We start from the raw sequence: 14,124 nt of genomic DNA on the forward strand, positions 1-14,124 counted from the left end.
TGAAATGAAATGTTTCATGTTCAAAAACAACAATAGACTTCCTGGGTTTCATATGAAATTAATTCATTAATAACTTAATGGCGCTCTTGAAAGTCATTGTAACATCACCTTCTTCAAGTGAAAGTACATAATTAAGGTTGGGATTTCTGTAATCTATTATTTCATAAGATTCTCTTTCAGAATAACTATTTTCATAATCAAAGTCTGCAAATATGAAATCATCAGACTTTTTATTTACAAATCCACGTCCTAATACCAATCCTATTTTACCATAATCTCCAAAGAAATATTCCTGTAGTAATGGAATTATATTTTTATAAAAAGAATCAATAATAGTTTCATTATCTTTTCCAATAAAGTAAGCGTGGCCAATGGCGTGGTCTTTATCTATAAGTCTTTCTATTCTCTGATTGATAACTATTAATAATCTTTCAAAATCTATTCTACCGTAATCACCTAAATCTTGGAAATATCCTGCTTTTTTTCCTCTGCCATCATCTTTCATTTTTTTCCATATTTCTTCCTTTACTTTCTTGTCTTTTAATTTTTCAGGAATTTCCAAAAGTTTAAATAATTTATCTTCTTGTGGCTTATATTCTATGTGATTCCAATCATAATCTTTATATTCCCAAAACAGGTCTTCTATCATATAGGATGGGTTCAGTAAATAAGGTTTAGGTGGCATCTCTTCAAAAGAAAATCTTCTTCTTAAAGCTGTATCCAGTGCTTCCACACTTCTGTCGGCAGTATTCATAGTTCCAACAATGTATAAATTGGAAGGAACTCCAAATTTATTTTTACTGTAAGGGAGCGTGATTTCTAAAGCTTCATCATTGCCCAGACGTTTATCTTCTTCAATAAGGGTAATGAGCTCTCCAAAAATTTGGGAGATATTTCCACGGTTAATTTCATCAATGATAAGGACATAAGGCAGGGTAGATGATATTTCTTTTTTGATGTCAAACTCTGCTTCTTCTTTAATTCTATTATTGATATAGTTTAAAACCGCCCAATACGCTGTGGAATTAGAACCACCAATTACTTCTCTGAATTCTTTATTTACATTTTTGATGACAGACAGATCCGAAAAAGCCTGTTGTAATTTTTTTGCTCTAGAGTAGGATACTGTATAAACTTTAGATTCTTCAGAATAAATAGGCTTTAAATTTAAATTCCCTTGGTCAGAAATATCAACTATTTTTAACCCTAAATTTGGAGTTTGTATCGTTAATGTAAGTAGTGTTTTTGTTTCCATGTGGATAGTGGCATCCTGCACAAGATCACTCCATGCATCATCAAACGTGTATTCCTTTATTTTATTTAGATCATTCAATACTGGTTTTTGGGCCGCATCCGCAATTCTTTTGAAAATGCCATCTTCTATGTCATAAATTACCTTTTTTATTCCTTCTTTTCCTTCTTCAATCTTAGGTTTTATTCCTTCAATAAAATCCTCATAGGTCATACTCTGGTGGAAAGTAGTAAAGACAATTTGTCCTTTAAGAACCAGTTCTTCATATTTTTCCCTAATTGCAGCTCTTGTGGGATGAGATGACATAAAATACGGATCAATGATCTGAACAGCTTTATTGATAGTATTATAGGTTTTGCCTGTTCCGGGAGGCCCATAGAGAATTTGGTTAATAGGTTGTTTTGCCATAGGGAGAGAAATAATTTTTTTTATAGTATGATGTAGAAATTCTTCAAAATGATCTAATCCTTCATAATCAAAATTGGGGATTTCCTTTAGTAAAACTTCAATAACATTGCAATCATAAGTGGTTTTCTCCTCTTTGGGGATAATACCTTTGTTTTCAAGTTGGTGGAGAAAACCTAAAATCATTCCACTGAATATTTCCGGAGATTGATTATAGTTTTCTATAAACCACTCATTAAAATCATCCAGGATTTTCCAGCTTTCTACATTATCTGAAGTTTTGTTTCCATGACTGGAATATTTATCAAATCTTTCATACATTTTAGCAATCATCCTTTCCTGTTCTTCTGACAGAAAGCTATTGGCTTTAAATGTAGGATAGATTTCCTTCATGCTTACTATTTCTTCATTCACTATTGGGATCACTTTTTCCAACATTATATTGAGATCATGAATAGATGCTTCAAAGGTGTCGTAATGATCCGGAAGATAAATAGCAAAGTATTCCATTTTCAAGGTTGCCTTACCTTCACCGAATACTAATGGTTCTAATGTTTTTAATCTTGGTTTTATCTTTCTAATTAATTCCAGAGCATATTTGTTCTGATCACTATTAGGTTCTTTTGTCTGGAAAAACTGAATATATAGAGATAATTTGTTATTTTTTTTCAGTGCAAAAACAAGATTAATCAAATCTGTTGATGAGCCGGGATAAGACACTGGAATATTCCAGAATGTAGTAGAAAAGTATCTGGATTTTTCAGTTCCAATAAAATAATTTTGCTCAGCGCCTTTGCTTGCTTTTTGTCTTACTGAAAAAGTAAATTGGGGATTTATATTATGCAAGTGTGTTAGCCAGTTATAGGCTTTTATCTGAAGTTCATGGTAATTCATTTTTTAATTGATTCTCCTTTTTAGTTTCAGACACAATGATAATAAAAATCTTTAGTTTTTACTTACGGGAAAGCATAAAATACGTCGAAAATTATTATTAAAAAAGAAATCAGATATTTTTCAATAACTTTTTTAGAAATGATATGATGGTGATGCTGGAAAAGTTGATTGAGAAGGGAAAATTTTCTTTTATTTAGGCATTAACTCCATCAATGAAAACATCAACAAAATTTTGCACCTTTTGAATAATTCTTCTCCCTATATTATTTCTTTCTGTAAGTTTTGGTTTTACTTCAAGAAGTTTTAAAGTATCACTAATTTTTGGTGTTTTGGAAGTGAAAAGAAAATCATCAATGGCATATCTGAATCTATCTTTATTTAAAAATTCCTCATCAGCAATTTTGTCAAATGCCGAGTTTTTTTCCTTGTTCCAAAATTTTTCAAATTCATCATTCATATCATTACCGTCGGAAATATGAGGCAAATTCTCTTCTATAAATTTTTCTATTAATTCTTTTTTGCTTCTTAATTTAGCATCTCCGGAAAGAATATCTCTGATTTCTTTTTTCTTTTGTTCTAATTTATCCCCTTTTAGATTTGAATCAGCAAGATTAGCTAACAATGAAAGAATATAGCTTACATTTATTTCATCACGATGGATTAATTCCAGTTCAAAATCAACATCATCTAGAATACTTACTTTTCCTTCTCCACCTTCACGATGCCCTTTAATTTCAGTCCATAAATCAAGGTATTTGCTTTTATAATCATTAAACTCACTTTCATTCATTTCAAGTTTATCAAAGTTAAAATCAGCAAATGATTTTAAAATGTTTAGAACTCTCATTACTTCACGGAAAGAAGTTATAAATTCAAACTTTTCCTGTTCCGTTTGATAACCATTCACACTGTCAATTTCTGGAGCAACTAGCTTCAATGTCTCTAAGGCAGAATTAAAAAGCTCAATGTAACTTTCGATGGGCTGAATAATGATTTCCTGAATAGCTTCTTTGTTTGAAAATAAAGTCACTGCATCATCTGTTGCAGATTTTAAATTACGGAAGCAGACTATATTTCCTTGCGATTTCTTATCACCCAAAAGCCTGTTGGTTCGGGAAAAAGCCTGGATTAATCCATGATATTTTAGATTCTTATCGACAAATAAAGTATTTAGTTGAGGGCTATCGAATCCTGTTAAGAACATATTAACGACAATAATTAAATCAACCTCTTTGCTACGAACTCTTTTGGCAATATCATTGTAATAATTGTAAAAAGTCTGGGAGTCTTTTGTAGAAAAATTTGTATCGAACATTTCATTATAATGACCGATATATCTTTCCAATATGTTTCTGCTATGAGAATTTCCATATTGTGCCTGCGGCTCCGCAACCATTGCAAAATCAGGTTCTTCATAGATTCCATTTGCATCTTTGGATTCTTCATTAGTTCCATAGCTGAAAATTGTTGCAATTTTCAATTGATGTTTACCCTCTTCTTTTTTCTTTTGGAAAAGGTCATAATACTTTTGCAAAACGTCAATACTGCTTACACAAAACATTGCATTAAAAGCACTGTTATGTGTTTTTCTTCCGTATTCTGTAATGAGATAATCTGCAATTTTTTCAAGTCTTTTCGGGCTTTCAAGAAGCTCCTGAGTATCTATTGCTTCAACATCAGTATCAATATAAGTGTTACTTCCTTCTTTTTCTTTATACCTACCAACATATTCTACAGAAAACTTTAAAACATTATCATCTCGAATTGCATCTGTAATCACATATTTATGTAGACAGTCTTCGAATAGTCTATTAGTGGTTGCCGGAGCTCCATCTATTTTCCCAATTGAATTAACTTCAGAAATCGGAGTTCCAGTAAACCCTATCATTTGGGCATTCTTAAAGTACTTTTTGATATTCTGATGCGTATCTCCAAACTGACTTCTGTGGCACTCATCAAAAATAAAAACAATTTTTTTGTCTTTTAGTTTTTCAATTTTGTTACCATGTTTTTCTTTGGTAATAGCAGTGTTGAGTTTTTGTAAAGTCGTAACAATGAGTTTGGTATTGTTAGAAAGTTGTTTCACTAAATGGACCGTATTTTCAGTTGCATCAACGCTTCCTTTTTCAAAAGCATCAAATTCTTTTTGTGTCTGATAATCCAGATCTTTTCTGTCCACTACAAATATTACTTTTTCCACTTTCGGAATTTCTTTCAGAATCTGGCTAGCTTTAAAAGAAGTTAATGTTTTTCCTGAACCTGTAGTATGCCAAATGAAACCATTCTTGTCCGTATTTCTTACTCTGTCAACAATTTTTTCAACTGCATAATATTGGTAGGGTCTTAGAATCATTAATATCTTGTTCGTTTCATTTAAAACGATATACTTAGTGATCATTTTAGCAATGTGACAAGGCTCTAAAAATGCCGGTGCAAAATGATCCAGTTGGGTTATATTGTTGTTTTGATCATCTGACCAATAAAAGGTTTGTTTAAAAGTCTGTTTAGCATTATTGGAATAATATTTTGTGTTAACTCCGTTGCTGATAATGAATAACTGAACATAATTAAACAGTCCGTTTCCAGAATTAAAAGATTGATGATGATAACGGTTGATTTGATTAAAAGCTTCTTTTAATTCGAGACCACGTCGTTTTAGTTCAATTTGAACCAAAGGCAACCCGTTAATTAGAATTGTTACATCATATCTATTCTTATAATTTCCTTCCTGAGCAATTTGATTGGTTACCTGAAACTGATTCTGGCACCAGTGATCCTGACTGATAAACTCAATCCATTCTGAACTTCCGTCATCCTTTGTAAAGTGAAATTTATCCCGAAGAATTTTTGCTTTCTCGAAAACATTTCCTTTAGAAAGATGATTTAGTATTTTTTCAAACTCTTTATCAGAAAATGTCTTTTTATTATGAATTTCGAGTTGAGTTTTTAGATTTTTAATTAGATCAACCTCATTGCAGATTTTGACTTTTTTGTGGCCCAGTTGCTGTAGTTGTTCAACTAATTTTTGTTCTAAAATATATTCTGGCTGACTTGACATTTTGGGGTTATGAGTTTAGTTAAAGCTTTGTCAGAGCTTTAAACTCTGACAAGGCTGTTAATAGTTTTCCCAAATGTAAGAAATATTGTATGATAATTGAAATTATTTAAGTGCTTTAAACATCTGATCAATTGCTTTTTTCTTCTGTTCCAGATTAGGATGAACATAAAGATTCAATGTAGTACTGATATTAGAATGCCCCAACAAAACACTTACTGTTTTATAATCACACTTACTTTCAATACACCTTGTTGCGAAACTGTGTCGTAATCCGTGAAATTTAATATCCGGAATTTCCAAATATCGCATCAGATTTTTATAGTAGCTTCGGTAGGTTCTTGGCTCTGTAGGTTTAGAATCATTAGTTAAAACATAAAATGCAGGATTAACAATTTTTTTAAAAGGTTTCAGCATTCTCAAAAGATCTCTTGTGATTGGAATTTCACGAATTGAGTTTTTTGTTTTTGGAGTATCAATAAGAAGTTCAGTTCTACGCTCTCCCTCTTCAATAACGTAGATCCTTTGAATTGTTTTACGGATATTGATAATACCATTATCTGTATCAATATCCTCCCATGTAAGCGCACATATTTCACCGATTCGCATTCCTGAGCAAAGACAAATATAAACTCCCAGATTTCTAAAGGTAAAATGCTCCTGGATATAACTCATTACTTTTTTCTGATGTGTTCTGGTTAGGACTTCAATGGTATGCGTTTCCCGAACCGTAGGATATTGTACATCAAAATTGATGAACTCAATCCATTTATTCTTTGCTCCAAATTTCAATACCATTTTCAGTACAATAAGAATGTCTTTGATACTTTTCTGGCTTAATCCCTGATCCAGTTTTTGAAACACAAATTTTTGTACATCCTGATCCTCAATTTCAGAATGCTCTTTAAACACAGGGAGTAGATGGTTTTCCAGCAACAATACATAAGCCGAAAAGGTTGATTTTTTTACATACAACTTTTTGTCATTCTTCCAAAGTTCAGCGATTTCTGCTAATGTTTTCTTTCTTGTCATAAATTTTTTGATTTTTAATGATTTTCTAACTAATCTCAAAAGTTATGAATTAAGATTGGGGATTTATAGTTATTGAGCTTTAACACAAGTTTTAATCAATCTTTGCCTTTCCTAATTTACGATTCAGTGATAAAAACGGAAATGATTTTCCAGACTGGAGTTTTAAATTTGGTAATGAAGTATTTGAAAATATTTCAAACAAAAAACATAATTCTGATTTACCAATTTTAGCTATAACTCAGGATTATGGCGCAATTCCTAGAGATTTAATTGATTTTAATATAACCGTCACCAGTAAAAGTGTGGAGAGTTATAAAGTTGTAGAAGTTGGAGATTTTATAATTAGTCTTAGAAGTTTTCAAGGAGGTATTGAATATTCTGAGTACAAAGGTATATGTAGCCCAGCATATATTATACTGAGACCTAGTATATCAATAGATAGAATTTTCTTTAAATATTATCTTAAAACTCCCAAATACATAACACATCTTAATAGAAAATTGGAGGGAATAAGAGATGGTAAAATGATTAGTTATTCATATTTTTCCGATATTATTCTTCCGCTTCCTTCCATTGAGGAACAAAATAAAGTTTCAGTTTTTTATCACTTATTGAGAGTAGACTCCAAACCCAAAAGAAAATAATTGGAAAATTAGAATCCTTAATGCAAGGATGGCGTGAAAGAATATTTTCTCAAAAAGTTAGATTCAAGAATGAAGGAAATAACTTTTCTAGTTGGGAGATAAAAAAATTAAAAGATATATCAATAAGAATAACAACAAAAAACATAGAAAGTAATAAAAATGTTTTAACAATTTCAGCACAATACGGTTTAATTAGCCAATTAGATTTTTTCAGTAAATCAGTGTCAGCTAAAAACATAGATAATTATTATTTATTAGAAAAAAATGATTTTGCTTATAATAAGAGTTATTCAAATGGCTATCCGATGGGAGCAATTAAACAGCTTATAAATTATAAAAAGGGTGTCGTTTCAACATTATACATTTGCTTTAGATTCCACGACTATATAAACTCTGAGTATATGAAACATTATTTTGACTCAGGATATCACAATGTAGAAATAGAAAAGATAGCCCAAGAAGGAGCAAGAAATCACGGACTTTTAAATATAAGTATAACTGATTTTTTTGATATCAAAATAAGTTTACCAAGTAGAGAAGAACAAACTAAAATAGCTAATTTTCTTTCTTCTATTCAAGAAAAATTAGAAACAGAAAAACAAATTTTAGAAAAATTAGAACTTCAGAAGAAGTTTCTTTTGGCTAATTTGTTTGTTTGAAAACAGAGCCTTGTCAAGATTTTAAATATTGACAAGGCTCTCCAGAAAATAAAGCTCTATTAAACAAAAAGATTTTGTAATAAATATTTTTTCTGATTTTCGTATTGAGTTAGTAACTTATTTTCTAAATTTATCTTTGCATCTAATTTTGATAAAAACTCAGCTATTTTCGTTTGTTCCTCAAAGCAAGGGAAATATAATGCTAGCTTATTCAGTTTGTTAAAGTACATATAAGTTCTTGATCCACCTTGCTTTTGTAGGAGAGCATAATTTTTAAATTCTTGTCCTTCATTTAAATACTCTTTTAGAAAATAATCATTTACCCCTTTAGTTGTAAATACCGGATAAAGTGTACTAACAATACCTTTATCACATAGATTATTTATATTGAACTTAAATACAATATCATCACTCATATGTCTGTATGTAAAATATCCTCTAGGAACAATGTTATAACCCGTGTTATCCTTACTGGCTACTTCGTTATCATCAAAATAATCTTTTTGAAAGTATATCCCAGTTCTTGCGGAAGTTAAAATTGGATATTGATTACTACAAGTTGATTTTTCTTCAAATTTGATTAATATATTTTCCAATTTTGTTAATTTCCAAATTGGAAATTCTTCTTGATTGCAAGTTTTGAATTTTATCTTTTGGTTAAAAAATTTTTTGGTTATTTCTTTTTTTAATAATTTCAAATCTCCAATTATTTTCTTTTGGGTTTGTATGCGCTTGTCCATAAGAGATAGACATTCGGAAATCTTGTGTTGCTCTGAAAATGAAGGAAATGATAAATAAATATTAGAAATTCTACCCGCATTAATGCTTAACACCTTAGAACCTTGGGCTTCTCTTTTTATTTGATTTCTTACACTATCAGATTTTAATAAATATCCAAGAAAGCCTTTAAAAAAAATATTTTTTTGTGGTCTTGCTAAAAGGGTGTGTAAGCCTGAAAGTAATTTTTCACCATTAAGATTTGTAACTTCAATACTTTTCCCAACATCGTTTAAATCTTCAGATGCATCTGCAAAAATAATATCTCCTTCTTGACAATAAAAATCTTCTGAAATTCTACTTAGAGGAATATCTTCATTTATATAAGGTACATTTTCTTTTTCTAAATCAAATAGAGTTTGAAATTTAGTATGAATATCTCCATAGTGAATATTTTTTACGGTTCCTGATCCATAATTGAGGTTATCTCTTGAATAAGAATTAGTTACTTTGAAGGTCATTAGCTCTCCAAGTTTCTGGTTTTCCCATGGGTCAGTGAATTTAAAAAACCTTAATTTGGGTATATTTCTCAAATTAGGAAAATTCTTCACACTTTTATTTTCTTTTGTCATCTCAGTCATCTATTGTTATAGCTATAAACATTAAGGATTTAATAAAAATAAAAATTAGCTTACTAAGCCTAATTCTTTTAAATAGACTTCAATTTCGGTATCCAATTGAGAACGTTTTGCTTCAAGCTGTTTAATTTCAGCCATTACTGCTTGAATATCAATTTCTTCTTCCTCTTCAAAAGTATCAACATACCTTGGAATATTCAAGTTGTAATCATTATCAGCAACTTCTTGTAAGGTAGCTTTATGACTGAATTTTTCAATTACTGTACGATTTTGATAGGTGTCAACAATTTTGTCAATATGTTCATTGAGAAGCACATTCTGATTTTTCTGTTTTTCAAATTCTTTACTGGCATCCACAAACAGAATATCTTCATCGGCTTCACGACATTTCTTAAAAATTAAAATACAAGTTGGAATACTTGTGCCAAAGAAAATATTGGCAGGTAGGCCAATAACAGCATCTAAATAATTTTTTTCTTTGATAAGGTATTTTCGGATAACTAATTCTGCTGCTCCTCGGAACAGAACTCCATGAGGCATGACAACTGCCATAATTCCATTCTCATCTAAATGATGGATCATGTGTTGTATAAAAGCGAAATCTGCTTTTGAAGATGGGGCTAATTTTCCGTATTGCGAAAATCTTTCATCTAAAAGATGTAACTCATTAGCGCTCCATTTAGCAGAGAAAGGAGGGTTAGCAACAATAGCATCAAACGTTTTATCAAGATGTTGAGGCTTTTCCAGGGTATCTTCCTGTCTGATATCAAAGTTACTATAATTGACACCATGAAGAATCATGTTCATTCTTGCAAGGTTGTAGGTAGTACGGTTCATTTCCTGACCATAAAAGTCACTTACTTTTGCCTCGCGAGCAACACGTAAAAGTAAGGATCCACTACCACAGGTAGGATCGTAAACAGATTTTAATTGTGATTTTCTACTGGTAACTATTCTTGCCAAGATAGTAGAAACTTGCTGCGGGGTATAGAACTCACCAGCTTTTTTTCCGGCACCGCTGGCAAACTGTGCAATTAAATATTCATAGGCATCTCCCAGAACATCTGCATTAGTATCAGATAAATTGAAATCAATATCATCAAGATGATATAAGACTTTTGAAATCAATGTGTTCTTTTCGTCTTCTGTTCTACCTAACTTTGCTGAAGTAAGATCTAAATCATCAAACAATCCTTCAAAGTCATCTTCACTATTAGTTCCCAGAGTAGATTGCTCAATATTATTAAGGATTTTGGAAAGCTCAGCTAAGATGAAGTTAGATTTTCCTTCCTGCTTCTGATGTCCTTTTTTAGCAATATTACTAAAAAGTTCAGAAGGTTTTAGAAAATAACCCAGATCTTCAACAACTTCTTCATAAATAGCTTCAACAATTTCCTTTCCAGATTCAGAATTTTCATCAACATCATTGTAATCAATATCTTCTCCAGAATCTAATAAAATTTTGCTTGCTGTAAAATGAATTTTCTCAGAAAGATATTTATAAAAGATAAATCCTAAAATATAATCTCTGAATTCATCAGCATCCATTTTACCGCGTAAAGTATTAGCTATATTCCAAAGTTGCTGCTGCAACTGACGTTTCTGTTCTTCTGACATTTTATCCTTAATTAAAAACTTTAAAGATATTTTATTTTAGATTAAAAAGAAAGAGTAGAACTGAAAATTTTGTATAATATTGATGTCGTAATTGTAACGTATTGTGGTATAAATGAATGGTAGTTAAGTTTTAATATTCTTCTGCTATGACTGCCTGCTTCCTCCTACACATCCACCTCCTCAACCTCCACACTGGCAAATACACAAACACAACAGACAACACTCCTGCCAATATCCCCACAACAACAGCCATCGCCGTAGCATCCAGCTTATAATCCTTAGAAAAATTATACTGCCCCAAAAAAAGCATAGCTAATACCAAAGAACAGGTAATCACACCATGCAGAATACTCAGCTTGGTCATTAATTTTTTACTATTCAACGCTTCATCTACGGTAAACTCAATGGCGCCTTGTCCGGCGGCATCGGTGACTCTTTTGATGATGTCTATGGTGAGGACAACCGGGAGAAACAGGGCCATGGGCAAGGTAAGGCGGGCCAGATTCTGTTCACCGGAGAAAAAATGGGTATAGCCTAGTTCTTTGAAGCTGGCATAGGCAATGATGAAATTGAAAAATACATTCGGAAGGACATAATAAATTGTACGCTTGATGAGAAAGCGTTTAAGGGTAGTTTTTTTGAGCTTTTTAGGCGGCTTCGGCTTAAATTTCAATTTCATGAGGTGGTCATTAGCGCTATGGCTTTCTCTTTTATTTTCGCGGCTTCCGTTTTGGGAAGGAAATCTTCGTTGGACAAAAATATAAAATCCATCTGATGATTGTAGGTACTTGTCGTCAGAGTATTTGAGTTCAGCCACGGGAAGGCTACCGTAGGACTGAAAATGGTTTCAATGCTGAAGTTTTTGTACTCGTTCGGGATGTTGATCCTGCCCATATTGGAGAGGGTTACATCATGGCTGCCATTGCTGGATTTAAGCATGGAGATCATACGGTCTACAATCGGGTGCATCTGTTCACCCATCCACAGCAGTTCGCGGGCTTCCATTTTTCCTATTTTCTGAACAAGGTCTTCTTTAATCTGCCTGGCATTGTTCAACAGATCGGAACTTCCTTTTTTAATCGCAAGGTCAACCGTTGGGGCAAAGGCAAATAAATGATCCTCTTTGATCTCCGGAATAAAATGACGGACATCCACCGGACTGATGACTTTTCCTTTGGCGTCTTTTCCTTTTATTTCCTGGAATGCCTGCATAAATGCAGAACACAATAAAGCATGTACGGAAACTCCGTTAGCTTTGCATCGCTCCGTAATTTGGGCTGTGGCTGCCGGATCCAGCTTTTGGTGAAGAACATAGTCTTTTCCAAGGTTTCTCTTTTTGCTTTTCTGTTGCAGCATAAAGAAGAACCTGGCAAAGGTCAGATAAAGTTTGGCTTTAAATTTCTTACTTTTTACATTAAAGTTGGAAGGGAGAAATTCATCTACGGAAGTGAAAGGCTCGTAAGGTTCTAATTCTAAAGCTGGGTTATCTAAAAGCTGAAGAAGTTCCTTCATTAATGTTACTCCGGTTGTCCCATCTGAAATGCAGTGCGGGATGGCCCAAAAGACTTCAGAAACATCCTGTCCTCTTACCCATACTACACGGGCAAGCGGTGTTTTTTCTTCCTCAAATAAGATTTTCCATTCTTTTTGAGATTCTGTCAGCCAGTCCTGATCTGTTTTTCTTTCTACGATGCGGAGTGGGATAGGAGCAATCTCTTTTTCTTCTATAAAAAAAGGGTATTTCTCACTCTTAGAGTCGATAACCACTCTTAGTAATGCATGTTTCTGCTGGATTTTTTCCAGAGCAGTTTTAAAATTCTGCTCCGGAATTTCTCCTTTTATTTTGGCTGCAAATACACAGTTTACGGGCGTTTCGGGATCTACATACATGATCCTTTCCACCATCATTAGTTTTCTTTTGATCATGATACAGCGATATATTCCAGTTGAGTTTTAATGATCCTCATCACTTCATCACGGATGGCCAGAGCATCGGTATAAGGTAAATAGCCTTCACTTCCTACAAAAGAAAAATCCATTTTCCCACGGTAGGTAGAAACTACCAGTGTAGTGGTATTCCCCAGCGGACCAATCACAGACGGACTGAAAATAGCATCCACCGAGAATTCCTTATACTCATGAGGAATCTGAATACGTCCCAGGTTGGAAAACATACAGTCGTTAGAGGATTTTCCGTTCTTTAGAAGTTTGGTGAAATTATTCAGCGCATCATGCCCGGATTCCATCACCATCATGGTAATATAAGGATCAAGCTTAGAGGTTTTACGCTCTACAGAAGCCTGCATGGCACGTAAATTTTCTATAAAGCTCAGCTTTTCGTTAGCAGAAACTACAATCATCAATCCAAAAGCAAAAATATGATCGTTCTTCACCTGGGTAGCAAAACGTCTGATATCTACAGGACAGGACACTTTATTGAAAGCTCCGGTTCCTTTTATTTTCCTGAATGCCTGAAGTAAAGCAGCACTTAAGAACGTGTTCACGGTAGCACCATTGGCTTTGCAATAGGAAATCAGTTGCTGGCTTGCGGTTTCATCTACTTTCCAACTGATTAAATAGTCATTTTGGCGGTCAATAGATTTTTTACCGGTAGGAATAACCTTGATGGCTGTGGCCGCTAATCTTCCAATGAATTTGGCCTTTAATTTTTGCTTTCGGCTGTTTAAAATATTTGCCGGAACCACATCCTGGATGCCTAAAATTGGATGTTCTATTCCAATATCTGCATTGGGATTATCCAGCACTTTTAAAAATTCGTAAAGAAAAGCCATTGCAGAACCACCATCGCATAAACAATGGTGGAACGCAAATAACATGTCAGAAACGTCTTCCCCCTTGATCCAGACAAACCGGATAAGAGGTAATTTTTTAGGATCAAATAAGGTATTCCATTCTCTTCTGGATTCTTCCTGCCAGTGATCGTCGCTTTTTCGGGCAACAATACGAACCGGAATGGAGATCGGGTTTTCAGGAACATCAAACCAGGGAATGTTTTTCTCATCGTGAGCGATCAACGCTTTTAACCACGGATGCTTTTTCTGGATTTGAGCCAAAGCCTGCTGGATATCCTTTAATGCAAAGGTACCTCTTAGTCTGAAAGGGATCACCGCATTGAACGGTTCTGTTCCGTCTCCCAGTAACATTCGTTCGCCAAATAACAATCTTCTTTTCATAGATAGATTTATAAATT

General features: G+C 33.1%; 9 protein-coding genes. 1 reads left to right on the forward strand and 8 read right to left on the reverse strand.

Annotation, left to right across the window (positions count from 1 at the left end; all coding sequences use genetic code 11):
* Positions 1 to 58 precede the first annotated feature (58 nt).
* From EG344_RS18255 to EG344_RS18265, 3 genes are all read right to left on the reverse strand, one after another.
* Positions 59 to 2,551 carry an McrB family protein gene (locus EG344_RS18255; protein ID WP_123910797.1) on the reverse strand — a complete coding sequence of 831 codons (2,493 nt, stop codon included), beginning with the start codon at positions 2,549 to 2,551 and terminating at the stop codon, positions 59 to 61.
* 193 nt (positions 2,552 to 2,744) lie between these two features.
* Positions 2,745 to 5,609 carry a type I restriction endonuclease subunit R gene (locus EG344_RS18260; RefSeq protein WP_123910798.1) on the reverse strand — a complete coding sequence of 955 codons (2,865 nt, stop codon included), beginning with the start codon at positions 5,607 to 5,609 and terminating at the stop codon, positions 2,745 to 2,747.
* A 102-nt stretch (positions 5,610 to 5,711) separates the two neighbouring features.
* The gene (locus EG344_RS18265) at positions 5,712 to 6,638 is read right to left on the reverse strand and encodes a tyrosine-type recombinase/integrase (RefSeq protein WP_123910799.1); all 927 of its coding nucleotides are present in this window, start codon (positions 6,636 to 6,638) and stop codon (positions 5,712 to 5,714) included.
* 664 nt (positions 6,639 to 7,302) lie between these two features.
* On the opposite strand from EG344_RS18265, the gene EG344_RS18270 reads away from it, so the two are divergent.
* Positions 7,303 to 7,941, forward strand: a complete 639-nt coding sequence (locus EG344_RS18270) for a restriction endonuclease subunit S (protein WP_123910800.1) — start codon at positions 7,303 to 7,305, stop codon at positions 7,939 to 7,941.
* Positions 7,942 to 8,000: 59 nt separating this feature from the next.
* Here the strand turns inward: EG344_RS18270 and EG344_RS18275 are convergent, their stop codons facing one another.
* The 5 genes from EG344_RS18275 to EG344_RS18295 all read right to left on the reverse strand — a co-directional run bounded on the left by EG344_RS18275 (position 8,001) and on the right by EG344_RS18295 (position 14,107).
* Positions 8,001 to 9,290, reverse strand: a complete 1,290-nt coding sequence (locus EG344_RS18275; RefSeq protein ID WP_228412759.1) for a restriction endonuclease subunit S — start codon at positions 9,288 to 9,290, stop codon at positions 8,001 to 8,003.
* A gap of 54 nt (positions 9,291 to 9,344) precedes the next feature.
* On the reverse strand, positions 9,345 to 10,913 hold the full coding sequence (locus EG344_RS18280) for a type I restriction-modification system subunit M (RefSeq protein WP_123910802.1): 1,569 nt from the start codon (positions 10,911 to 10,913) through the stop codon (positions 9,345 to 9,347).
* 130 nt (positions 10,914 to 11,043) lie between these two features.
* Positions 11,044 to 11,592, reverse strand: coding sequence for a hypothetical protein (locus tag EG344_RS18285; protein ID WP_123910803.1), 549 nt, complete (start codon positions 11,590 to 11,592; stop codon positions 11,044 to 11,046).
* Positions 11,589 to 12,839, reverse strand: coding sequence for a condensation domain-containing protein (locus tag EG344_RS18290; RefSeq protein WP_123910804.1), 1,251 nt, complete (start codon positions 12,837 to 12,839; stop codon positions 11,589 to 11,591). The genes EG344_RS18285 and EG344_RS18290 overlap by 4 nt, the downstream gene beginning before the upstream one ends.
* Positions 12,836 to 14,107, reverse strand: coding sequence for a condensation domain-containing protein (locus EG344_RS18295; protein WP_164464466.1), 1,272 nt, complete (start codon positions 14,105 to 14,107; stop codon positions 12,836 to 12,838). The genes EG344_RS18290 and EG344_RS18295 overlap by 4 nt, the downstream gene beginning before the upstream one ends.
* Between the last annotated feature and the right edge of the window lie 17 nt (positions 14,108 to 14,124).

This window comes from Chryseobacterium sp. G0162, from assembly GCF_003815715.1.
Classification (GTDB): domain Bacteria; phylum Bacteroidota; class Bacteroidia; order Flavobacteriales; family Weeksellaceae; genus Chryseobacterium.

Coding starts and splice junctions, on each gene's coding strand:
- EG344_RS18265 (WP_123910799.1), bottom strand. CDS start 6,638: ATGACAAGAAAGAAAACATTAGCAGAAATCGCTGAACTTTGGAAGAAT.
- EG344_RS18280 (WP_123910802.1), bottom strand. CDS start 10,913: ATGTCAGAAGAACAGAAACGTCAGTTGCAGCAGCAACTTTGGAATATA.
- EG344_RS18295 (WP_164464466.1), bottom strand. CDS start 14,107: ATGAAAAGAAGATTGTTATTTGGCGAACGAATGTTACTGGGAGACGGA.
- EG344_RS18290 (WP_123910804.1), bottom strand. CDS start 12,839: ATGATCAAAAGAAAACTAATGATGGTGGAAAGGATCATGTATGTAGAT.
- EG344_RS18260 (WP_123910798.1), bottom strand. CDS start 5,609: ATGTCAAGTCAGCCAGAATATATTTTAGAACAAAAATTAGTTGAACAA.
- EG344_RS18275 (WP_228412759.1), bottom strand. CDS start 9,290: ATGACAAAAGAAAATAAAAGTGTGAAGAATTTTCCTAATTTGAGAAAT.
- EG344_RS18285 (WP_123910803.1), bottom strand. CDS start 11,592: ATGAAATTGAAATTTAAGCCGAAGCCGCCTAAAAAGCTCAAAAAAACT.
- EG344_RS18270 (WP_123910800.1), top strand. CDS start 7,303: ATGCAAGGATGGCGTGAAAGAATATTTTCTCAAAAAGTTAGATTCAAG.
- EG344_RS18255 (WP_123910797.1), bottom strand. CDS start 2,551: ATGAATTACCATGAACTTCAGATAAAAGCCTATAACTGGCTAACACAC.